15 protein-coding genes and 1 tRNA gene are annotated in these 23,110 nt (G+C 59.3%); 5 read left to right on the top strand and 11 right to left on the bottom strand.

Annotated features, from left to right (window positions below; genetic code table 11):
• Window positions 1-3: 3 nt before the first annotated feature.
• A complete protein-coding gene (locus BMX62_RS05995; RefSeq protein WP_162273508.1) occupies window positions 4-3,369 on the top strand; it encodes an ATP-binding protein in 3,366 nt (1,121 codons plus the stop codon).
• Window positions 3,366-6,110, top strand: coding sequence for an ATP-binding protein (locus BMX62_RS05990; protein WP_090205866.1), 2,745 nt, complete (start codon window positions 3,366-3,368; stop codon window positions 6,108-6,110). Before BMX62_RS05995 ends, BMX62_RS05990 begins: the two co-directional genes overlap by 4 nt.
• A gap of 55 nt (window positions 6,111-6,165) precedes the next feature.
• Here BMX62_RS05990 and rfbC read toward each other — a convergent pair whose 3' ends face one another.
• From rfbC to glgB, 5 genes are all read right to left on the bottom strand, one after another.
• Complete coding sequence (gene rfbC / locus BMX62_RS05985; protein WP_090205863.1) at window positions 6,166-6,711, bottom strand: dTDP-4-dehydrorhamnose 3,5-epimerase; 546 nt, start codon at window positions 6,709-6,711, stop codon at window positions 6,166-6,168.
• Window positions 6,711-7,595, bottom strand: coding sequence for a glucose-1-phosphate thymidylyltransferase RfbA (rfbA, locus tag BMX62_RS05980; RefSeq protein WP_090205860.1), 885 nt, complete (start codon window positions 7,593-7,595; stop codon window positions 6,711-6,713). Before rfbA ends, rfbC begins: the two co-directional genes overlap by 1 nt.
• Before the next feature lie 184 nt (window positions 7,596-7,779).
• A complete protein-coding gene (locus BMX62_RS13365) occupies window positions 7,780-8,925 on the bottom strand; it encodes a hypothetical protein (protein ID WP_420795808.1) in 1,146 nt (381 codons plus the stop codon).
• Between the two features lie 342 nt (window positions 8,926-9,267).
• A tRNA-Ala gene (locus tag BMX62_RS05970) sits at window positions 9,268-9,343 on the bottom strand.
• A gap of 52 nt (window positions 9,344-9,395) precedes the next feature.
• A complete protein-coding gene (gene glgB / locus BMX62_RS05965; protein ID WP_090205857.1) occupies window positions 9,396-11,573 on the bottom strand; it encodes a 1,4-alpha-glucan branching protein GlgB in 2,178 nt (725 codons plus the stop codon).
• Window positions 11,574-11,670: 97 nt separating this feature from the next.
• On the opposite strand from glgB, the gene glgC reads away from it, so the two are divergent.
• The 3 genes from glgC to malQ are packed head-to-tail and all read left to right on the top strand — an operon-like array spanning window position 11,671 to window position 16,182.
• Window positions 11,671-12,936, top strand: coding sequence for a glucose-1-phosphate adenylyltransferase (glgC, locus tag BMX62_RS05960; RefSeq protein ID WP_090205852.1), 1,266 nt, complete (start codon window positions 11,671-11,673; stop codon window positions 12,934-12,936).
• Window positions 12,926-14,671, top strand: a complete 1,746-nt coding sequence (locus tag BMX62_RS05955) for a glycoside hydrolase family 57 protein (RefSeq protein ID WP_090205849.1) — start codon at window positions 12,926-12,928, stop codon at window positions 14,669-14,671. The genes glgC and BMX62_RS05955 overlap by 11 nt, the downstream gene beginning before the upstream one ends.
• An 11-nt stretch (window positions 14,672-14,682) precedes the next feature.
• Window positions 14,683-16,182, top strand: a complete 1,500-nt coding sequence (gene malQ / locus BMX62_RS05950; protein ID WP_090205846.1) for a 4-alpha-glucanotransferase — start codon at window positions 14,683-14,685, stop codon at window positions 16,180-16,182.
• Here malQ and BMX62_RS05945 read toward each other — a convergent pair.
• From BMX62_RS05945 to puhA, 6 genes are all read right to left on the bottom strand, one after another.
• Complete coding sequence (locus BMX62_RS05945; protein ID WP_090205842.1) at window positions 16,167-19,430, bottom strand: sensor domain-containing protein; 3,264 nt, start codon at window positions 19,428-19,430, stop codon at window positions 16,167-16,169. The two genes, malQ and BMX62_RS05945, sit on opposite strands and share 16 nt — an antisense overlap.
• Before the next feature lie 99 nt (window positions 19,431-19,529).
• Window positions 19,530-20,159 carry a bacteriochlorophyll 4-vinyl reductase gene (gene bchJ / locus BMX62_RS05940; protein WP_090205838.1) on the bottom strand — a complete coding sequence of 210 codons (630 nt, stop codon included), beginning with the start codon at window positions 20,157-20,159 and terminating at the stop codon, window positions 19,530-19,532.
• A 14-nt stretch (window positions 20,160-20,173) separates the two neighbouring features.
• A complete protein-coding gene (gene puhE, locus BMX62_RS05935) occupies window positions 20,174-21,043 on the bottom strand; it encodes a putative photosynthetic complex assembly protein PuhE (protein WP_090205834.1) in 870 nt (289 codons plus the stop codon).
• Window positions 21,044-21,095: 52 nt separating this feature from the next.
• Complete coding sequence (gene puhC, locus BMX62_RS05930; protein ID WP_090205830.1) at window positions 21,096-21,590, bottom strand: photosynthetic complex assembly protein PuhC; 495 nt, start codon at window positions 21,588-21,590, stop codon at window positions 21,096-21,098.
• Window positions 21,587-22,276 carry a photosynthetic complex putative assembly protein PuhB gene (gene puhB, locus BMX62_RS05925; protein WP_090205828.1) on the bottom strand — a complete coding sequence of 230 codons (690 nt, stop codon included), beginning with the start codon at window positions 22,274-22,276 and terminating at the stop codon, window positions 21,587-21,589. Before puhB ends, puhC begins: the two co-directional genes overlap by 4 nt.
• Window positions 22,273-23,103: a photosynthetic reaction center subunit H gene (gene puhA / locus BMX62_RS05920; RefSeq protein ID WP_090205825.1), complete on the bottom strand. Its 831-nt coding sequence runs from the start codon at window positions 23,101-23,103 to the stop codon at window positions 22,273-22,275. Before puhA ends, puhB begins: the two co-directional genes overlap by 4 nt.
• Window positions 23,104-23,110: the final 7 nt, after the last annotated feature.

The raw sequence follows: 23,110 nt of genomic DNA, 5'->3' as shown, positions 1-23,110 counted from the left end.
GTTTTGTCCTTGCGCCTGCTGATCGCGCTGCCCCTGGTGGTGTTGACGGTGATGGCCTCTGTTCTGGTGGCCTGGTTGGCCATCCATGATGGCCGGCGGGCGGTGGACGACATCGCCCGCCAGTTGCGGACCGATGTACTGCTCCGGGTCGAGGATCGCTTGACCGGATATCTGAGCATTCCCCCCGCCGTCAACGAAAACAATGCCCGCGCCCTGGCGGCCGGGGTGTTGCAACTGGACGACACCACCCGGATGCAACGGTATTTTCATGGCGTCATGAGTGCCCATCCCTCCCTGGCCTATAGCTTTTTCGGTACTGTGGACGGGGAGTTCTACGGCGCCCGCCGGATGAAAAATGGAGACATTCAGGCGGTGCGGGCCGGTGTGGTGACCGGTGGCGATTCTCACAACTTTGCCACCAACGCCCTGGGGGATGCCCTGGCACTCAAGCAGGTTTATCCCGGATTTGATCCCCGGACCCGTCCCTGGTATCAGGCCGGGGTGGCGGCGGATGGCCCCACCTGGACCCCCATATATCGACATTTTGTGATCCATGATCTGGCCCTGACCGCCTCCCAGCCCCTGCGGGATGAGGACGGCACCCTGCTGGGGGTATTTGGGGTGGATTACATGCTCACCCAGGTCCACGATTTTCTCAGTCATATCACACTCAGCCCCGATGCCCTTATCTTCGTGATCCAAAAGGACGGTCATCTGGTGGCGTCCTCCAGGGCACCTGCGGGTGGTTTTTTTCAGGAACAGGATGATGGGCGCTTTCTGCCCCTGCCGGTATCAGACTCGGGTTTACCCTCCCTGGTGGCAGCGGCACGGCTGCTACAGGACAAACCCGGTGGTTTGCAGGGTGTCAGTGATGAGGTGTTGCAGACTTTTTACTGGAATGGGGAGCGCCAGTTGCTTCAGGCCAAGCCATTTGCCCCGGCCCCCGGTCTGGACTGGATACTGGGTGTGGTGGTGACGGAACGGGATTTTCTCGGCACCATTCAGGAGCAGACCCGGGACACCCTGATCATGATCATGGCCGTGCTGTTGGTGGCCCTGTTGCTGGGAGGCATGATTGCGGCCCGTATCGCCGCCCCCCTGGAACGGCTGGGCAGGGATGTGAATCGGCTGGCCGGTGGCAACTGGGAACCCACATCAGGACAGACCTCCATCCGTGAATTCAATTTGCTGAACCAGACTTTTGCCGCCATGGCCCAGCAATTGCGCCATCAGTTCCAGCGGCTCGACGCCCAGGCCAGGGTGATTTCCGGGCAAAATACCCAACTGGAACAGCGGGTGGCCCAGCGGACGGCAGAACTCAACGAGGCCGCCAGTCGGCTGCGGGCCTTTTTTGAAAATATTCCCGGCTATATTGTCATCATCGACGCAAATTACCGCATTGTCAGTGCCAGCCAGGGTCTGTTGGAGCTGTTTGATCTGGACCTGTCCACGGTGGTGGACCGACCCTGTTACGAGATGGCCTGGGATGAGTCAGCCCCCTGTTCCCAATGTGCCCTGGATGAGTGTTTTCGCACCCGTCGTCCGGTGGTCCGTTATTCCACCCCCCAGGAGGAAGCCCGTTTTGGGGGGCGGCCTTTGCAGATTTTCTCTGGACCCATTTTCGACGATGCCGGAGAGGTGATTGGGGGCATGGTGTATTACACCGATATCAGTGACTTGCGGGCCATGGAACGGCAACTGATCACTGCCCGGGAAGCGGCGGAAGCGGCCAATCAGGCCAAAAGCGAGTTTCTGGCGCGGATGAGTCACGAAATTCGCACCCCCATGAATGCCATTTTGGGATTGACCGAACTGGTGCTGCTCAACACCACCGCCGACCAGCCCCGTCAGTTTCTCCATATTATTGAGCATTCCGCCCAGCATCTGCTGACCATCATCAACGACATTCTGGACCTGTCCAAGATCGAGGCGGGCCGCATGGATCTGGTGGCCGCGGATTTTGATCTGCATCAGACCCTGACAGAAGTCATGGCAACCTTGCAGGTGCCTGCTGCAGACAAAGGTCTGGCACTGCAACTGGATCTGGCCCCGGATCTGCCACGGTATCTGTGGGGTGATGAGCACCGGCTTACCCAGGTGCTGATCAATCTCATTGGTAACGCCCTCAAATTCACCCGGCAGGGTCATGTGCGTCTGGAAGCCCGATATCTGGGGCAAATCGACACCCGTTTGCGGTTGGCATTTGCCGTGATTGATACCGGTGAAGGTATTCCGGTGGCACAGCAGGACGCCATTTTTCAGGCCTTCACCCAGGTGGAAGGTCAGCCGAATCGACAGCGTGGCGGCACTGGACTGGGGCTGACCATTACGCGGCAGCTGGTGGAAAAAATGGGGGGCCAGATCAGCCTGGACAGTCAGCCCGGTGTGGGCAGCACTTTTCGCTTCACCGTGACCATGCCCCCAGGCCAGGCGGTGGCGCCCCTTTCTGCGTCACCGTCTCCAGTGCCGTCATCCTCGTCCGCCCAGGGTTGGCATATCCTGCTGGTGGAGGATACGCCAGCCAATGTGGTGGTGGCTGAACAACTGCTCAACCGGCTGGGCCATCGGGTTACCGTGGCCGAACATGCCCAGGCTGCCTTTGTCTGTCTGGCCAGCAGTTGCCCCGACCTGGTGCTGATGGATGTGGAAATGCCGGGGATGAACGGTTTTGAAGCCACCCGCCGGATTCGGGACGGGGAGGCTGGAGATGCCTGCCGGACATTGCCGGTGATCGGGTTGACCGCCCATGCCCTCAACGAATACAGGGCGCAGGGGCTGGAAGCGGGGATGGACGACTATATTTTCAAGCCCGTGAGTCTCAAGGGGCTGTCCCAGGTCATCGACCGGGTGATGCATGCCAGGATGCCTGTTGATCCTCCGGTGGCTCCCGACAGGAATCTGTCCGATACCCAGGCCGCCGCTCCCGTTGTTGATCTGGCGCCGGTGCTGGAACGGATGGGAGATGATGGTGAGTTGCTGATTGACACCCTGCTGATTATCCTGCCTGAGTTGCCGCCCCGGTTGGCGGAACTGCATCAGTATCTGGAAACCGGGGACAGGGTCAGCGCGTGTCGCACAGCCCATTCCCTCAAGGGCCATCTGTTGACCATCGGTGCGGTGCCAGCGGCAACAGTGCTTGCAACCGTCGAAACCGAAATTCCCCACCGGTCGCCGGCGTCGATCCTGGCGCGTATCGCCCCTCTGGATGCCCAGTTCACGGCCATTTACAGGGCGTTACCCGAGGCACTTCAATGCACTCTGGGCACCATGCCCCATCATCAGCAGACCCTGGAGCAGGGACTGCCACAGGTGGCGGATCTGTTGCAGGGCCTGCAGTCAGCGCCGCCACCCCAAGGAACAGCATCATGAGCCGAACCGTGACCGCACCTCCGCCCCAAGCGGGACTCAATGACTGGAAGGCGGTCTGGACCCGGCTGCTGCCCCCGGACCGACACCGGGCGGTCATGGCGTTTCTGGAACGGTTGCGAGATCCGGCGGCCCGGCTGGAACTGGTTTGCGATGCCACCCTCAATACCCTGGCCCGTCGCAAGGGATTTCGTGTCGAAACCCTGCGCCGCATGAATCCCCATCAACTGGCTGATGTGCTGTTGCCCCATGTACCGGTGGTCCTGGGGGCAAGAGAATGGAATCTGTTGTTTTTGGGGTATTTTGCCGATTACAAGACCGCCATCATGTGCCGTTTTCTGGATCTGTGTGACATTCCCCACGACGACCGGGGCTTTGTGGTGGGCGGGGATGACAAGATCGTTCCGCCCCCTGACCCAGCCAGGATTCAGGAGACTCTGGTGGAGGAGTTCGGGGTCATGGAAGTGGGCATCTATTTTCATGTCCTGACCCTGATGGACCCGGATCTGTGGCAGTTCCTGATGCCCCTGTTGCCGGGCCTGGACCAGGCCATGACCACGGCGGCCCAGAATCAGACCCCCCCCCCTGTGGTAGCGCCCCCGGAACGGACCGCCCTGGATATTTCCGAAGAATTCACCCAGCTGGATCGGGTGGTGATGGAACAGATCATCGCTACCCTGGCCCAGGAAGATCGGGCCTTGACTCCCGATGAGTTAGTGGATCTGGTGGAATCGGTACATGCCCTGGATACGGGGCGTCAGCGCAGTTACTTTCATCTGGGGTTTCTTGATGCCCTGCTGCCGGAGCGTCGGCCCGACATGAGTCGCCCGGAGATGAACGAGGAACGCCGTCAATGGTATCTGGCAGGGCTGCTCAGTGGTCATGTGCGCCAGCACGATCACGATGCAGTCCGGGACGCCCTGCACCGTTACGCCGCCATTTTTCGGGCGGCATCTTCCACCCCCGGCGGCGCCGGCGCCTGTCTGCTGGGGGAGGTACATGCCTATTTACTCACCCAGGGATTTCAAAATGAAGCCACCCGGTTGTTGCGGGGCCAGCGGCGCCACCTCACCCCGGCCACAGCCACCTTGATCCTGCAATCTGCCACCGATGCCCTGCGGGAGGGTAATGGGGCCATTGCCAATGTGCTGTTGGCAGAACTCAGGGAAGGGCTGCCCCATATCACCCTGGACCCCGCTGACCGTGATCACCTGGAAGCCCGTATGAGCCGCCGTTTGGGGCAGGCTTTGCAGTGTCAGGGGCATTTTTCCGGTGCCAGGGAAGCCTTTGCCAGACTGATTGCCGAAGACCGGCTGATCTCTCCCCGTTTGTATGCCGACATGGGGCTGGTGCTGGGCGGTTTTCGTTCCCTGACGGAACTGGTGCTGCCGGAGACTTCGGATCGGGCACAGGCTTTACTGGCACAGATTCGCCAGGGGGAACGTTATTTTGCCGATGCGGTGTCCCGTTTTGGTCAGATGGCGTTGGGTGCCCATCATGCCCTGGGAATACAGGGATTTTTGCACTGGCTGGAACACGACAGTACCGATGATGCCCGAGAGCAGGCTTTGGTCCATGTCAATGCGGCCCTGATTGGCATGATGACCGCCACTGATCCACCGGACCCGGCGCGTCCCCTGTTACTGGAACGGTGTCATTTCATTCAGGCGGTACTGATGATGGCTCGCCTGGACGCCGCCTCGGCCCAGGCGGCCCTGGAGACCTGGCACATGCTTGCCCGGTCCGGCTCCACCCGCTGGCCGGATCGTATGGTGCAACGGCTGCTGGAATCTGCCGATCTGGTGGACCCGGCCCTGGCGGCAGAACTGGCGGAATCCCTTTGGCACCATCATGGATCAGCGGTTTTGCCACTGATTGGTCGCCCGGAATGGTTGGCCCGTTCCCCCTGCCTGCTGGAAGCATTGCAGCATCTGTGTCGCCGTGGGGGGGAGATCTCGCGGCAGATGCAATGGGAACGTTGGTCCCTGCTGGTGGCTGCGGCCCTGGTGGCAGGTCGGGTGGCGGTGGCCCAGGAAGGGCTTGATGGTATGGAACATCTGGCCCATGAGGATTCCCGTTTTTGCGAACCCATGCTGGACCAATTGGCCGATCCGGCCCGGCTGGACCCGGCCTGGTCGGAAACGGATATTCTACGGGCCCGTTTTCGGCTGTACCGGCGTCTGGGGCGGGATCCGGAAGCCTTTGCCCAGTTGCGCACCCTGTTTTTTGCCCTGCGGGACATCCGGCCCCTGGAAGCGGCCCAGACCCTGGCGTTGTTCGATGAATATGGCGCGGCCTCGGCTCAATATGCCGATTTGCACTTACCCGTGGTGGAAGCAGACCATGACGAGGATACCGCGTTGCAGGAGCAACTGGCAGCAGGTGTGGACCTGACCGTATTGTTTGTGGGGGGGAATGAAATTCAGGCCCGTTACAGTGACGACCTGGTTCGGGAAATCACCGATCAATGGCCAGGGGTTCAGGTGACCTTTCGTCATACCGGCTGGTCTTCCAACTGGGGGCGTGAGGTGAGTCACCTCAAGCGTCAGGCGGCGGAAGCCGACGCTGTCGTATTGATGACCATGATGCGTACTACCCTGGGCCGGGTGCTGCGGGAAGCCCTCAACGACCCGCCCCGCCCCTGGATTCCCTGTACCGGCACTGGCCGTCAGGCCTTGCTGCAGAGTATCCGTCATGCGGCCCTGATTGGTTTGCGCCACCGTGAGCGAGCGGTTACCGGTTGATCTGGATGGGCACCTGGCAGAGCCGGCCAGATTGGGGCAACAAGGGGGTGCAGCGTTAAAAAACCTCTGCCTGCGAGAGTGGCAGACCTTGCTGGTCTTTTCCCGATAACCTGGGTTCTTCTTCACCGGGCCACTGAATGCCAATATCAGGATCATTCCAGGCGATGCACCGCTCATGGTCCGGCGCATAGAAATCTGTGGTCTTGTAAAGAAATTCTGCAGTGTCGCTCAGCGTCATAAAACCATGGGCAAACCCGGGTGGTATCCAGAGCTGCTGTTTGTTATCGGCGCTCAGCCGTGCGCCGACCCATTGACCATAACTGGGGGAACACCGGCGGATATCGACGGCAACATCAAAGACTTCTCCTTGAATGACACGCACCAGCTTGCCCTGTGCATGGGGCGGCAGTTGGTAATGCAGGCCTCGAAGCACACCCCTGACAGACCGGGAGTGATTATCCTGCACAAAGGAAGGGGTCAGTCCCGTCGCTGCCTTGAACCCATTGGCGTTGAAACTTTCAAAGAAAAAACCCCTGTCATCTCCAAATACCTTGGGAGACAGCAGCACCACATCGGGAATGGCCAGTCTTTGCGCCTGCATCAAAATACCTGTTCTTCCAAAAGCCCGAGAAGATACTGTCCGTAGCCATTTTTTATCAGTGGCTGGGCCAGTTTTTCCATTTGCCTGGCGTCGATCCAGCCATTACGGTAGGCCAGCTCTTCCGGGCAGGCCACTTTCAGACCCTGTCGCTGCTCGATGGTCTGAATGAACTGGCCAGCCTCCAGCAGGGAATCGTGGGTTCCCGTATCCAGCCAGGCGTAACCTCGTCCCATCACTTCTACCCGCAGGGAATCCTGTTGCAGGTAATGTGTGTTGACATCAGTGATTTCCAGTTCACCCCGGGCTGATGGCCGGATGGACCGTGCAATATCGATGACTTTGTTATCATAAAAATAAAGTCCGGTCACGGCATAACTGGATTTTGGAACGGCGGGTTTCTCTTCCAGATGTGTGGCGCGTCCCTGGGCATCAAATGCGACCACGCCATAGCGTTGTGGGTCCTGGACATGATAGGCAAAGACCGTGGCGCCGCTGATTTGGTCGTGGGCCTGTTCCAGACGTTTGTGCAGGTCGTGGCCGTAGAAAATATTGTCACCGAGAATCAGAGCCACATTGTCATGGCCGATGAATGATTCGCCAATGAGAAACGCCTGTGCCAGTCCATCCGGGCTGGGCTGTATGGCATATTCCAGCCGTATGCCCCATTGATTTCCGTTGCCCAGAAGCTGTTGGAAGCGCGGAGTATCCTGGGGTGTGGAGATAATCAGGATATCCCGGATACCCGCCAGCATCAGGGTGGTGAGCGGGTAGTAAATCATGGGTTTGTCGTAAATGGGCAACAGCTGCTTGGAGACTGCCAATGTTGCCGGATACAGGCGTGTGCCGGACCCGCCTGCGAGAATAATGCCTTTGCGCGAGGGCATGAGAAATGTTCAGTCCTTTAAGCCGTTGAGCCTGCCCACAGCCAGATCCGGGGAATTTACGCCGTGTTCCGGTCGGTTCAAATCTGGCCAGTATAGCGGCGCTGAGGGAATCCCCTCAAGAGGGGTTCCCTCGCCGCAAGCCATGGTTCCTCGCCCTGAAGGGCGAGGTTTGCCGCGCAACTGATCAGGAAAACATTGATTTGAAAGTGGCCCGGATTTCTTCCCGGATGATTTCCCGAATACGTTCCTCAGAGACCGGTGAGGCTGTGGATTCCTGTCGGTGCAGGGCTGCCATTTCGGCCTGAATCAGGGCGCGGATGGCGGCATCCACGGTGCCGGATTCGGTGATCGGGGCTGGGGATTCTGATTCTTCCGTCATGGGCACTTCAGGCATTTCCTCTGTCATGGTGTCCTCGGTTGTCATGTCATCTTCTGATTTCAGTTCCGGCTCTGGTTCTGGCTCTGGTTCTGGTTCTGGCTCTGGTTCTGGTTCTGGCTCTGGTTCTGGTTCTGGCTCTGGCTCTGGCTCTGGCTCTGGCTCTGGCTCTGGCTCTGGCTCTGGTTCTGGTTCTGGTTCTGGTTCTGGTTCTGGTTCTGGCTCTGGTTCTGGTTCTGGCTCTGGCTCTGGCTCTGGTTCTGGTTCTGGCTCCGGCTCCGGCTCCGGCTCCGGCTCTGGCTCTGGCTCTGGCTCCGGTTCTGGCTCCGGTTCTGGCTCCGGTTCCGGTTCTGGCTCTGGTTCCGGCTCTGCTGCCGCTTCAGTTTTTGGCTCGGTTTCCGTGGGTTCGGCGATACTTTCTTCCATCATGGCCGCCATGGCATCTTCCTCTGCCATGAAACCAGCTTCGGTATCCGCTGATGCCGCTGGAGCATCTGCGGTTTCGGCAATCATTGGCTCCGGTTCTGCCAGGGCTTCTTCAATGACCGGGGTGGGTTCTGGGTCCGGCAGATCACCCGCCTGTTGCATCAATTCATCCAGAGCCGGGTTCTGGGCATCTTCAACGGGAGGCTGGGCCTGGGGAGCCTGCCCTCCAAGCATGGCCTCATCCACCATTTCCAGAGGCGCTTCTGGTTCCGGGGGCGCTTCGGCCTTGGGGGCAGGGGCTTCTTCCGCCACGATGAATCGGTCAAAGTCCCCATTTTCGATCCAGTCTGCCCACTGGTCATACAGGGCATTTTTGTCCGCAACCCCTTCAATGTCACCGGAAATGAAGGCGGAGACATCGGCAACCTTGTACTTCTTTCGCACGTACTCTGCCAGAATGACACCGATGTCCTTGTTTTCGCGGGTCAAGGCCACAAGGCGCATCAAGCTCTCGGATTTGGTGTTCATAGAACCTCCGCAAGTAAACCCGCGATCTCAATCGCAGGAGGAATTGCGGCTGCGGTATTGCAACCGCCGAAAAAAAGTGTGGGCTTTCTCAGTTTACCGGGTCGTGAAGCGCTGCCCAGTCAAGGGCCTGGTAGAGCATGGGCAACCACGCTTCAAGACCGCTTATGACCACCTTATCGGCACCGGAGAGGATAAGTTGATCCTTATTTGAGCAGGGCGTTGTTTTTGCCGGATGGGTACCCCAACTGGCAGTGACGACATGGGGGGTGTCGGGATTGATGGGGGGGGACAAAAAAAGGTCCATCCGTAACTTGCTGATTCGGATGGACCTTTTTGTTTTGATGGTGGAGCGGATGGGAGTCGAACCCACGACCTCAGCAGTGCGATTGCTGCGCTCTCCCAACTGAGCTACCGCCCCGCAGGGTAAAAGTATACTCCAGGGCCTGTGCTGTCACCAGAGGGGCGCCGGGTCAATCCCCGGTGCGTTGGAGCAAGATGCCCGCCAGTGGCGGCAGGGTGAGCACCACGGAGCAGGGTTTCCCCATCCAGGGAATGGGTTCGGCCTCCACGGTCAGATTGCCCAGATTGCTGCCGCCATAATGGTGGGAATCGGAGTTGAAGATTTCCTGATAACAACCCGGCGCCGGTACGCCGATACGATAACCCTCCCTGGGTACGGGGGTGAAATTGAGCACGCCCAGAATGCTTTCTTCATCGTTGTCAGCCTTGCGCAGATAGCTCAGCACCGACTGGGCCGCATCGTGACAGTCGATCCATTCAAACCCCTGCCATTCAAAATCGAACCGGTGCAGGGCCGGTTGCCTCCGGTACAGACGGTTGAGGTCGGCCACCAGACGCTGAACCCCCTCGTGATGGGGATACTGGAGCAGATACCATTCCATTTCCCTGGCCGCGTCCCACTCGTTGCCCTGACCGATCTCGCAGCCCATGAACAGGAGTTTTTTGCCCGGATAGCTCCACATGAGGGTGTAAAGCAGACGCAGATTGGCAAAACGCTGCCATTCATCACCGGGCATCCGGTAAAGCAGGGACCGTTTGCCATGTACCACCTCGTCATGGGAAAAGGGCAGGACGAAATTCTCGGTAAAAGCGTAGAGCAGGCCAAAGGTGAGCCGGTCGTGATGGTAATGGCGGTGGATGGGGTCTTTGCTGAAATATTCCAGGGTGTCATTCATCCAGCCCATATTCCATTTCATGGCAAAACCCAGCCCGCCCAGCCAGGTGGGGCGGGTGACCTGGGGCCAGGAGGTGGATTCCTCGGCAATGATCAATACCCCAGGATGCCGCCCCTGGACCGTGGTGTTGAGTTCCCGGAGAAAATCAATGGCGTCCAGGTTCTCGTTACCACCGAATTTGTTGGGCACCCAGTCGCCAGGCTCCCTGGAATAGTCCAGGTAAAGCATGGAGGCCACCGCATCCACCCGCAGACCGTCAATATGAAACTCTTCCACCCAGTACATGGCGCTGGAGACGAGGAAGTTCTTCACTTCGTTGCGGCCATAATTGAAGATCAGGGTGCCCCAGTCCCGGTGTTCTCCCAGGCGGGGGTCTTCATGCTCGTACAGGGCGCTACCGTCGAAACGGGCCAAGCCGTGAGCATCCTTGGGAAAGTGTCCCGGCGCCCAGTCCAGCAGGACACCGATGCCGTGGGTGTGACAAAGATTGACGAAATAGCGAAAATCATCCGGTGTGCCAAACCGGCTGGTGGGGGCATGGTAACCGGTGGTCTGGTAGCCCCAGGACCCATCATAGGGGTGTTCGGTGATGGGCAGCAGTTCCACATGGGTGAACCCCATGCGGGTGACATAGGCCACCAGTTCCCGTGCCAGTTGCCGATAGTTGAGAAAATGGCCATCCTCATCACGGCGCCAGGATCCCAGATGCACCTCGTAGACGGACATGGGCTGGTGTAGCCAGTCCTGGCTGTGACGCCGGGCCATCCAGTCCTGGTCAGACCATGCAAATTCGGTGGGGGCGTTGACCACCGTTGCGGTACGGGGCCGCAGTTCAAAACGCTGACCGTAAGGGTCGGCCTTGAGCAAAATGGCGCCACTGTCCCGATTACGGATTTCGTACTTGTAGAGGGTTCCCGGTTGCAGGCCGGGGATGAACAGTTCCCAGATGCCGCTGCCGCCTCGCACCCGCATGGTGTGGCAACGGCCATCCCAGCGGTTGAAGTCACCCACCACCGATACCCGTTCTGCCGCCGGTGCCCAGACAGCGAACCTGACGCCATCAATGCCGTCCACCTGATGGGGATGGGCGCCCAGGAAGCGGTAGGCATGCCAGTGACGGCCTTCGTTGAACAGATGAATGTCAAAATCCGCCACCTGGGGGGCAAAACTGTAGGGATCATGGGCAATCTCCGTATGGCCATGGTCATCGGTCCATCGGATGCGGTAGTGTGTGGGCAGGGCATCCCTGGGGCCACGCCACTCAAATAGCCCCTGTTTGCCCACAGCCTTCATGGTGGCGCCAGCGTCCACGATGTCCGCTTCCCTGGCGAAGGGCAGCAGGGCGCGTACCACACATTGCCCGCCCTCCATGTGGCGGCCCAGGAAGGCGAACGGGTCGTGGTGCCGTGAGTCAAGGATGCGCTTGAGATGGTCGTTGTACGATGTGGGCATAAAAGGTTCCGTGGCTGACAATGCAGTTTGGCTTCACTTTCCGTGGCTGCGGAAATGTTGTATTAGAGTTAAAACCGGGACAAGGATATTTGATGATATGAAACCACAATCTCAACGCTTCGTCAGTCGCATCACCCGCGATACCTTGGCTTTGATCCTTGCCGGAGGACGTGGATCCCGCCTCAAGCAGCTGACCCAATGGCGGGCCAAACCGGCTGTGCCTTTTGGCGGCAAGTTCCGGATCATCGACTTTCCCCTGTCCAATTGCATCAATTCGGGGATCCGGCAGGTTGGGGTGCTCACCCAGTACAAATCCCATTCCCTGATCCAGCACATCCAGCGGGGGTGGGGGTTTTTACGCGGGGAGTTTGGTGAATTCGTGGAACTGCTGCCGGCCCAGCAGCGCATCGAGACCTCCTGGTATGAGGGGACGGCAGATGCGGTGTATCAGAATCTGGATATCATCCGTGACCATGATCCAGGCTATGTGCTGATTCTGGCTGGCGATCATATCTATAAAATGGATTATGGTGACATGATTGCCCATCATGTGGAATCTGGTGCCGATATGACGGTAGGCTGCCTGGAAGTGGATCTGGAGACCGCCCGAAGCTTTGGGGTGATGGCCGTGGATGAGGCCGGACGGATACGGGAGTTTGCAGAAAAGCCCCAACAGCCCCGAGGCATTCCCGATCAACCTGACCGGGCTCTGGCTTCCATGGGAATCTACGTCTTCAGCACCCGGTTTTTGTTCGATCAATTGACCCGGGACGCCAATACCCCCGGCTCCAGCCACGATTTTGGCAAGGACATCATCCCTGCCGTGATCGAATCCCATCAGGTGATTGCCTATCCATTCCGCGACGTGCAGACCGGCTCCCAGGCCTACTGGCGTGATGTGGGTACCATCGATTCCTACTGGCAGGCCAACCTGGAACTGATCGGGGTGACACCGGAACTGAACCTCTATGATATGGACTGGCCCATTTGGACCTACCAGGAACAGCTGCCGCCGGCCAAGTTTGTATTCGATGATGACCACCGTCGGGGTATGGCGGTGGATTCCATGGTTTCCGGGGGCTGTATCATTTCCGGGGCGTTGATTCGCCATTCCCTGCTGTTTTCCAATGTGGTGGTCCACTCCTACAGTACCATCACCGATTCGGTGATTCTGCCTGATGTGGAGATTGGCCGGAATTGCCGTATTCACAAGGCAGTCATTGACAAGGGCTGCCGGATTCCCGAAGGCATGGTGATCGGTGAAGACCCGGTTGCAGATGCCCGTCGCTTCCATGTGTCCGAGGGTGGTGTCACCGTGGTCACGCCTGAAATGCTCGGAGCTGTAGAACGTCATGTCGGCTGATACATCCCCGCCTCCTGCTGTACCCCTCAAGCTGGTGCTATGCTGGCACATGCACCAGCCCGAATACCGGGAGGCCGGCACCGGGAAACATCTGCTGCCCTGGACCTACCTGCATGCCATCAAGGATTATGTGGATATGGCGGCCCATCTGGAGGCTCAGCCCCAGGCCCGCTGTGTGGTGAACTTTGCGCCGATTCTGCTGGAGCAGATCAACGATTATGCCGCCCAGGTGACAGCCTTCCTAGAACGGGATGAACCGTTGCGTGATCCGTTGCTGGCGCTACTGGGCGCTCAGGTACCGCCAACGGATGCCAGTGAACGCATGCAGCAGGTGGAAGCCTGTGTGCGGGCCAATCGTCAGCGGCTGGTGGAACCCCATGAGGATTATCGGCGGCTGGTGGATATGGCGCCCTGGCTGCGCCAGAATCCCGAAGCGGTGACTTATCTGGGAGATCATTTCTTTTTTGATCTGGTCACCTGGTATCACCTGGTCTGGATGGGAGAGACGGTACGCCGCACCGATCCCCGCATCGGGTCACTGATGGCCCAGGGGCGGGATTTTACCTTCAATCAGCGCCGATCCCTCCTGACCCTGATCGGTGAGTTGTTGACGGATCTGATTCCCCGCTATCGGCGTTTGGCGCGAAATGGCCAGGTGGAGTTGTCCTTTACCCCCTATGCCCATCCCATCATGCCCCTGATGCTGGATTTGCAGTCGGCCCGGGAAGCGGTGCCTACCATGGCCCTGCCCGATGCGCCGGCCTATCCGGGGGGAGCCGATCGGGTCTGCTGGCATCTGGCCCGAGGGCGGGCGGTGTTTGAGTCCCATTTTGGCTGCCAACCTGCCGGTTGCTGGCCTTCCGAGGGCAGTTTGAGCGAGGCGACCTTGAATGTGCTGGCCGAAGAACATATCGGCTGGACCGCTTCTGGTGAGGGGGTCTTGCTCAATTCCCTGACGGCGGCGTCAGATCAGCCCCCGGACCCGGATCGATCCTGGCTCTATCGCCCCTATCGTCTGCACAGCGGTTCGCCAGCGGTGTTTTTCCGGGATGACAGCCTCTCTGATGCCATTGGTTTTCGCTATGCCGACTGGTATGGAGATGATGCGGCTGGAGATTTTGTACATCAATTGGAACAGATTGCCGCCCAACTGGCCAAGACCCATCCGCCAGGCGCGCCGCCGCCGGTGGTGTCTGTGATTCTCGATGGGGAAAATGCCTGGGAATATTATCCCAATAATGGTTTTTACTTTTTATCGGCCCTGTATCAGGCGCTGGTAGACCACCCGACGATTGAACTGACCACCTTTAGCGACGTACTGGCCGATGGTCGAACCCCGACCATATTGCCGCAGATGGTGGCCGGAAGCTGGGTCTATGGTAACTTTGAAACCTGGATCGGTTCCAGCGACAAGAATCGGGGCTGGGAGATGCTCATTCGGGCCAAGCAGCAGGTGGATCGGGTGCTGGCAGAAGGTCGTCTGACCCCGGAACAAACCGATGAGGTGCTGGATCAACTGGCGATTTGCGAAGGATCGGACTGGTGCTGGTGGTTTGGAGATTACAATGCTGCCACGGCAGTGGGGCTGTTTGAGCATCTGTATCGACAGCACATGAGCCATCTGTACCGACTGATGGACTTGCCAGTGCCCGATGAACTGTCCCATGCTGTAAGCCAAGGTCAGGGCGAACCGGCAGCCGGAGGCGTGATGCGCCCTGGCCGGAAATCTGAGTAAATGGAGGCGAGGTGTCTGAACACGTTCCCGAAGTCCGTTCGTCCCTGGATCGACGCCGAGCCGGTATCCTGTTGCATCCTACCTCGTTGCCGGGCTGTGCCCCTGAGGGTGCCCTGGGCAACGAAGCTCACCGCTTTATCGATTTTCTGGCGGCCTGTGGTTTTACGGTTTGGCAGGTTTTGCCGCTGAATCAGCCCCATGAGGGCGGCTCCCCTTATCAATGCATGTCGGTCCATGCCGGCCATACGGGGCTGATTTGCCTGAACACCCTGCGCCAGCAGGGATGGCTGGATGCAGAAGCGTCGAATCTGGTGGAATCGGGCCAGCGTGATCCCTTTTCCAGCCCGGTTCTGCAGGCTGCCTGGCGTGGCTTTCAACATCAGGCCGATACCGCAGCCCAGGCAGCATTTACGGCGTTCAAGACAACCCACCAAAGCTGGCTGGAAGACTATGTCCTGTACCTGGGGCTCAAAGCGACCCATGATCGGGCACCCTGGTGGGACTGGCCCGTGCCCCTGCGTGACCGGGAGCCTCAGGCGCTGGCAGCGGCTCGTCGCCAACTGGCGGATGATCTGGAGCAGTATCGTTTTGAACAGTTTTTGTTCCATGAGCAATGGCACGCGGTGAAACAGTACGCCAATCAGCGGGGCATCCTGCTGTTCGGCGATATGCCGATTTTTGTCGCCTGTGACAGTGCCGATGTCTGGTCCCATCGGTCATTGTTCGATCTCAATGACCAGGGGCATCCCAATCATGTGGCCGGCGTGCCGCCCGATTATTTCTCCGCCACCGGCCAGCGCTGGGGCAATCCTCACTATCGCTGGGACAACATGGCAGCCGACGGCTTTGCCTGGTGGATCGAGCGCCTTGGGGCGGCCCTGGAGATGGTGGATCTGATTCGGATTGATCATTTCCGTGGCTTTGAAGCCTACTGGTCCATTCCCGCCGACGAGGCAACAGCCATCAACGGCCATTGGGTGCCGGCGCCGGGTCGGGACTTGTTTGCTGCCCTGAAAGCGCGTTTTGGTGCCTTGCCTTTGGTGGCAGAGGATTTGGGGGTGATCACACCGGCGGTAGAAGCATTGCGTGATGATAACGGTCTACCGGGCATGAAGATTTTGCAATTTGCCTTCACTGGCGGCAACACCAACCCCTATCTGCCTCACCGGCACAGGGATAATGCGGTGGTCTATACAGGCACCCATGACAATGACACCACATTGGGCTGGTTCAACGATTGTGATGAAGGCCTGCGTGCCCAGGTGATGGAATATCTGGGGCATCCCACCGAAGCCATGCCCTGGCCACTGGTACGCTGCGCCCTGGCCTCGGTGGCCAGGCTGGCCATATTGCCCATGCAGGATATTCTGGCCCTGGACGGACGCCATCGCATGAACGTGCCAGGTACCTGTGAGGGCAGCAACTGGTCTTGGCGTTTTGACTGGCATCAGGTGCCTCCGGGGCTGGCGGAGGACATGCACCGGATGCTGACCCTCTACGGGCGTTGCTGATCCTGCTGTTCTGCCTGGGGCAGTAACCGGGCGGATGTGTGCAGCAAGGGTTCAATGTCCTCAGGGGGGCGGGGATGACTGAACAGAAAGCCCTGTCCCCGTACACATTGATGGTCGAGCAAAAATTGCTGCTGGTGCAGGGTTTCCACCCCTTCCGCCACCACTTCCAGGTCCAGGTTGAGCCCCAGCCCGATCATGGCCTTGACGATGGTGGCCGCCTGTCCGCAATGCTCGTTGTCCTGGTCCAGATTTGTGATGAAAGACTGGTCGATCTTGATACCGTGGACGGGCAGGTGGCTGAGATAGCTCATGGAGGCGTAGCCTGTGCCAAAATCATCCAGGGATAACTTGAACCCGGCAGCCCGCATCCTTGCCAGGATGGCAATGGCATCCTCCATGGATCGCATGGCTGTGCTTTCGGTGATCTCAAACTCCAGCAACCCAGGGTCGATCTGAAAGGTATCCAGGGTTTTTTGGATGTCCTGTACCAGATTGTGCTTGTACAGTTCCTGGGTGGTCAGGTTGATGGCCACTGGCACCGGGGTGATGCCGGCTTCCCGCCAGTGCAGAATCTGCTGGCAGACCTGGCGTAACACCAGAGGGCCAAGATTAAGGATCAGGCCGCTACTTTCTGCAATGGGGATAAAACGGGCGGGGGGCAGCAGGCCCAGATCCGGGTGTACCCAGCGTGCCAGGGCCTCCAGACTGAGAATCTGGCCGGTATGCATGTCCACTCTGGGTTGGTAGTGCAGCAGCAATTCATTATCCCGGCCCAGTCCCCGGCGCAGGGCCTGTTCCATCTGAAAATTTTCCCTGAGCTGCTTGTTCATGCTGGCGGTGAAGAAGCAGTAGGCATGGCCACCGTCGGCCTTGCACCGATAAAGGGCCGCGTCTGCCCGCCGCAGCAGTTCATCGACGCTGTCGGCATCGTCCGGAAACAGGGCAATACCGGTACTGGTGGTGATCACCAGATTTTGGTCCTGAATGATCAGCGGGGTTTCCATGGCCTGATGGATGCGTTCGGCCAGTTGTACCGCATCCTGGGTTCTGGCCAGATGGGTGGCCAGAATGACAAAATGATCTCCCCCCAGTCGAGCCAGGGCGTCATCCGGGCCGATCAGGGTCTGTAGCCGGTCGGCCAGGGTTTTGAGTAATTCATCACCGGCCCCATGTCCCAGAGAATCATTGACCCGTTTGAGATCGTCCACATCAATGGACAACAGGGCCAGGTGGTCTGCCTTGCGTTGGGCAACCCCCATGGCCTGACGGATGGATTCCCGCATCACGGCCCGTTTGGGTAGGCCGGTCAGGGGATCATAGTGGGCCAGATAGCTCAGCTGGTCGGACAGGGCCTTGCGGTCGGTGATATCCACCAGCCCGCCATAGAGCTGGATCTGGCCGGATGATGTGGTGGAGGGCAGCAGGCATTCGGTGGTGGCCATGACCCACCGGGGTGAACCCAGTTTGCACCGCAGGCGCAGTTCACAGCGGGAGGCCCGACCAGGCTCAAGATTGAGAATTTCCTGGCGGAAGGTGTCCTGATCTTCCTCCAGCACCAAAAAGCCCCAGCATCCCTGGGCATGGATTTCCATGGCACTGTAGCCGGTCACCGCCTGAATGGAGTCGGTGATCCATTCCAGCTTGAATTGCCCCTGTTCATCCCGCCGACAGGAATAGGCAATATCGTTGGTTACGGCACAGACATGGCGATAGCGGGCCTCGCTGTCCTGGAGTTCCTTTTGGACCCGGCAGCGTATCATCAAACTGACCAGATGTTCTGCCACCACCCGCATTCGGGCAGGTAAATCAGGATCATGGTCTCTGGTCTCCCCGGACCAGGCATCCAGCACCAGGACACCCAGTAGATCTCCATTGCTGGCCATGGGTACCAGCCGGGTCAATACCGGATGGTCGGGACTGAGCAGTTGATGTTCTCTGGCCAGTTCCGGGGGCTGTCCTGGCCCTCGCTCCAGGGTGAGTATTTCCCTGGCCCGCATCCGGTGGGTCGTCCAGGGCAATTGGGTCACCGGCACCGTGTCTGTCATGGTTGCGTCCCGTTGATCCGGGTCCGGGGTCGACCACAGATGGGTCAGGGCCAGACAGGTCTGGTCCGGGCAAAATTCCAAAATCCGGCCACGGGCCATCCCAAAGAAGCGACCAATCTGTTCCAGGGCCTGGACCATGGCCAGTCCCAGGTGATCCATGTGGACGTTCACAAACAAGGAGGAGATATCCGCCAGCATGGCCTGAAAACGCAACTGATCTTCCAGGGCCTGATGGGCCTGCTGGGCTTCGGAAACGTCCCGGTTGATCCCCCGGTGACCCATAAAACGGCCATGACTGTCGATCACGGGATTGCAGATATGTTCGATCCAGCGAATGTCTCCAGAGCGGGTGAGAATACGCAGACGCAGCGGTGTGGGGAGGGTGGTGCCGGCGGCCTGACCGCAACTGGCCTTGTGGTCACGGTAGCGGGCCAGGTCATCGGTATGGATGATTTGTTCCATCAGGGCAGGATCTTCCATGAAGGCTTCCGCCCGATAGCCGCTGATTCGTTCGCAGGCCGGGGAAATATAGCGTAATTCCCCATCCGGTCCGGTCCAAAAGTCCCAGTCTGGTGAAAAATCAGCAAGAATACGGTAGTTGTCCTCACTGTCCTGCAGCCGGGCATAGGATTCCAGCAGGGCGTCCCGTTGCTGGATAGGCAGGGTCTGGTCTACCACACTGCAGATAAAGCCAGGCTGGGCACCATCGGGTTCGGGAATACGGATCAGGGCCACATCGGCAATCAGGGGCCGACCATCCGCCCGCCGCAGTCGCACCCCTTGGCAGTCTGCCCGGCCATCGTGACGGGCGCGCTCCAAGGCGTTTTCCAGAAAGCTGCGATGTTTGGCTTCCGAGAGTTGAGTGAACAGGCGTCGGTTCAGTGCCAGCAGGCGATGGGCCGCCGTATTGGCATCCTGCAAAAAACCGGACCAATCAATACGCAGCACCGGCAGTGGCAGTTCCTGGTAAAGCCGGCTGAACCGGCTCAGGGCCAGTTCCGTGGCTTCCTGACTGTCCAGCAGGGCTTCTTGCTGAATCCGCAGTTCGGCATGGTAAATATGCAGCTCTTCCAGCAAGGTCTCCATGTCCAGTTCCCCCTGTTTGAGGGAGAACAGGGTATTTTCAAAGCTGCGATCCTTGAGAATTTGTCTGGCGCGTTCACGCAGGGCACTGGAGCTGAGCATGGATTGCTTGAGAGCCATGGAATGATCCGAAAAACGCCTTTTTATCAATAAAATGTGCGCAAAAATACTGCGGGCACGGCCCCGGTCACTGGCTTGACATGCTTGACACTGGGCGCATTACCGGGCCTTTTCGGTTGCTGTTTTCGTTGACCAGCGTACTTCAAACAGGCAGACAGGCGCCCCCATGGCGCCGCAGGCAGTTTCCTGCACCTGGGTATCGGGATGGACCAGTTTTCGGAACAGATGTTCAAAGGTGGCCGCGTAATAGTCACATACAGGCATATCTGCGCGCACCGCCTTGCAGATGGGGCCGTTAATGATCCGCAATGTCAGGTCCGGGCCATGGCGCACCTCAAACTGGCCGCTGCCGGTAAAGGTCCAGGCATTGCGGGCAATGGCGGCAAGCAATATCCGGGCAGCCGGGCCAGCAGGCAGGATCCGCAGCAGAATCTGTACGGGACGGGGAATACGGTGGGCCAGCAGGTAATCGGCGGTCAGTTGGCCTGCTTCCCTGCATACCGCCTGGGCTTGCTCCGGGGTCAGATGTTCCCTGATCACCTGATGCAGGGCCGTGACATCCTTTTCATCCACCATCTGTTCCGGGGGGGCGGCCAGATGATGGGCCAGGCCGGCGGCCTCGAAAATACGGGCGGCAACGGCGTCCCCCTGCTGGAGAGATAACGCCTGGGCCATACGGGTAATGGAGTTGGGGCCAATGGTGCCGGGGGTCTGCGCGTGGGAAGTCATCTGGGATCTTTGAGCTATGAACGAAATCGGGTTGGACTGGCGGTCAGTCCGCTGTCGGGAGCATCCTTGTCAGCATCGTTGGCTGCCGGAATGCTGGGGCTGATGGGGTGAAACTGAGGTTCGGACTGACGGGAATGCAGCGCCCAGTTCCACAGGGCCTGGGATGGCATCGGCAGCACCAAAAACCAGTGTTCCAGGATAGCCAGGATCATGAGAATGGCCAAAAAGGTGGCCATGGTGGCCTGATGGGCAGACACCTGATCACTTAATGCCATCTGTACCAGCCACACTGCCGCCACTGTGGAGAGGGTGACGGACACCGGAAACAGCAGATTCATGGGGCGCTTGCGGAAATAGCTTTCCAGGTAGCGCAGATGGTCGGGCAGCCATTCCTCATTGAGATTGCGCACGCCTAAAAAAACATTGAGCTTGGTGCTGGTGCGCATCACCCACAGGATAAGGAAGGTGTACAGGCCCATGAGGTTAGCCCCTCCCCAGGTGACCCAGAGGATGGCAGCGGCGCCGATCAGCAGTGCCAGTTCGTGATGAATGATGGCCTGGATGGCATAAAGGAAGCGGCGCCCGCCGTGGACATTGTCCGGGCAGCGGGTGCGGCGGGAGCCGGTGATCAGCCCCATGAGAAAACTCATCTCCACCCAGCCCCAGATCAGGATGGCGCAGGTGAAGGCAATATAGGCTCCGGCCACGGACACATCGTTGCTGGTGACAGCCAGACCATAAAGCGCTGCTGCGCTCAGTACAGTGGCTCCCAGCATACTCCAGCGATAGGTACGCCGGGGCAGTCCGTCCAGATAGATGATGGCTCCGGTGCTAAACCACCAGAGAAAGACCACATAGAGCATTGGCAGGCCGAACTGTGTCACGGAAGCAGTTTACCCGGTTTCGCGGCCTTGGGCGCAAGTGAAGAGGCCGAGGTCAGGAATCCCTGGCGGCGTCCAGAAGCTGACCGAATGCAGCGGCGTTGGTGGAGCCGAAGGCGTTGAGTTCGTAGCGCAGGCCGGTGGCGGGGTCTTCCAGGGTCAGATGACCATTGGACCAGCGGGTAAGCAGCAGCGGTGCAGGATCACGTTTTTCTGCTTCGGTGCGACGATCCAGTGCAATGATACGCACCACCGTGCGCATGAAGCCCCCTTCGGAAGGGGCCAGTACCTGCAACACCCGGTCGTTTGAAGCGTCCAGTACCGCCAGGTAGCCACCAGGTCGGTCTTCGGTACGCAGATTGAGGGTGTGTACGGCAGTGACCGGCGTGGCATCAGCCGGAGAGGCATCGCCCTGGGTGGGGGCGGAACGGGTGGCCGTGGCGCTGGCGCCGAGGTAATACACCCCGGCGGCCAGCATCACTGCCAGCACCCCCACGCCCGCCAGTACCCATGGGGTTATGGATCGTTGGCTGGACGGTTGCTGGGTCATGGTGCGGTCTGGCTCGATGAGGTCTGATGGGTTGCATTGCTTCCGGGGGTGCCGCCGGTCAGCATCCCGGTGAGTTCCGGTCTGGCATTGGGATCAGCCGGCACATACTCCCCCTGGATGGCCTTGCCCAGCAGTTCGGCAACCCGACCTGCGTCGGGAATGCAGCGCAGCATGGGCTGAGGCGTCAACAGCCGCCAGGGACGGACATGGGGCCACATGATCATGTAGGACACCCGCTCAGGGGGTTCCAATGCCAGGGGAATGTCGCCGGTACCGTCACCGTGAAGCTTGACCGAGGCAGACTGAATCACCCGGTAGGGCAGGTTCACCGACATCTGGATGGCCACACCAAAACGAATGACAATCCGGCGGTTGGTGATGGTATAGACCGTAGCCCGCGCCATCACCCAGGCCAACAGGTAAAGCAGCGCAACTGCCGTCACCGAAAGCGTGAAAAACAGGGCAACATCGCCCAGGGCTGCACCGAAACCGCCGCCCTGCATCAGGGTATAGCTGCCTCGGGCTGCCAGGAAGATGCCCAGATAAATCATGACCTTTCTGACATGGAAAGCCCGCCGGGCAAGGGCGCCCCACAGGGGGACGCCTTGCCACAGAATGTGCTCCCCCTCGGGGGGGAGCTCGGGCAGACCACGGATCGGTTCAGGAGCGTGGTCGTCGTGACTCACAGGAAGGCTTCCCTGCGTTCCTCGGAGGCGTAGAAGTGACCACCGCCAAAGTAGGCCATGATGCGGTCTTCTTCCAGGCGAGTGACAGACTCGGCGTTGCGGGTCAGGGGGGCATCGGCGAAGTGATGGGACATCACGGACACCACGCGCACCTCGAAGGGACGACCGTCGATCATACGCTCACCCAGATCGGCACCGGCCTTGGCCTTGGCAGCGCGGGCCACTTTGGCCAGGAACATGGGAACCAGAACGGTGCGGTTGGCGATGTCGGAACTGACTTCCACTTCCAGGTAACGGGGCATGGCCTCGGAACGGTCCACCCAGATGTCACGCACGGTACCGGCCACCTTGCCGTCAGCGGCGAAGACGGGCATGCCGCGGGGATCGGGATCACGGGAAGGCACACCAAAGCCGTGGCTGGTGATACGCATGGGCACGATACGGGGAATGCCGTCCATGGTGACATCAGGCTCATCAGCCCGCTGGGCCCAGGAGGCCGGACCCACACCATCAATCATGGGGTTGCCGGTGGGCTCCAGCGGCGAACCGGGGAACGGATTGCAGGGCTTGGCGTGAACTTCACGGGTATCCGGGTTGCCGTTGGCGATGATGATGGCGCCACCGTCAGCGGTCAAGAACTGCTTGGGACCGGGGGCGGGGGGGAAACCCTGAACCGTGATGTGGGGCGAACGATCAGACTCCAGTGGGTAGCCTTCACGCTTGTTTTCACGATGGAGATAGTACACTAGGCCCGCAAAGAAGAACCAGAAGACGTACAGCGTGACTTGCGCGACATCCATATATTCAGTAATGGCACCGGTTGGCATTGCATTT

It is taken from the genome of Ectothiorhodospira magna (assembly GCF_900110965.1).
Classification (GTDB): Bacteria; Pseudomonadota; Gammaproteobacteria; order Ectothiorhodospirales; family Ectothiorhodospiraceae; genus Ectothiorhodospira; species Ectothiorhodospira magna.
The sequence above is the reverse complement of the archived record's forward strand: the minus strand, read 5'-3'. Positions and strand labels throughout refer to the sequence as shown.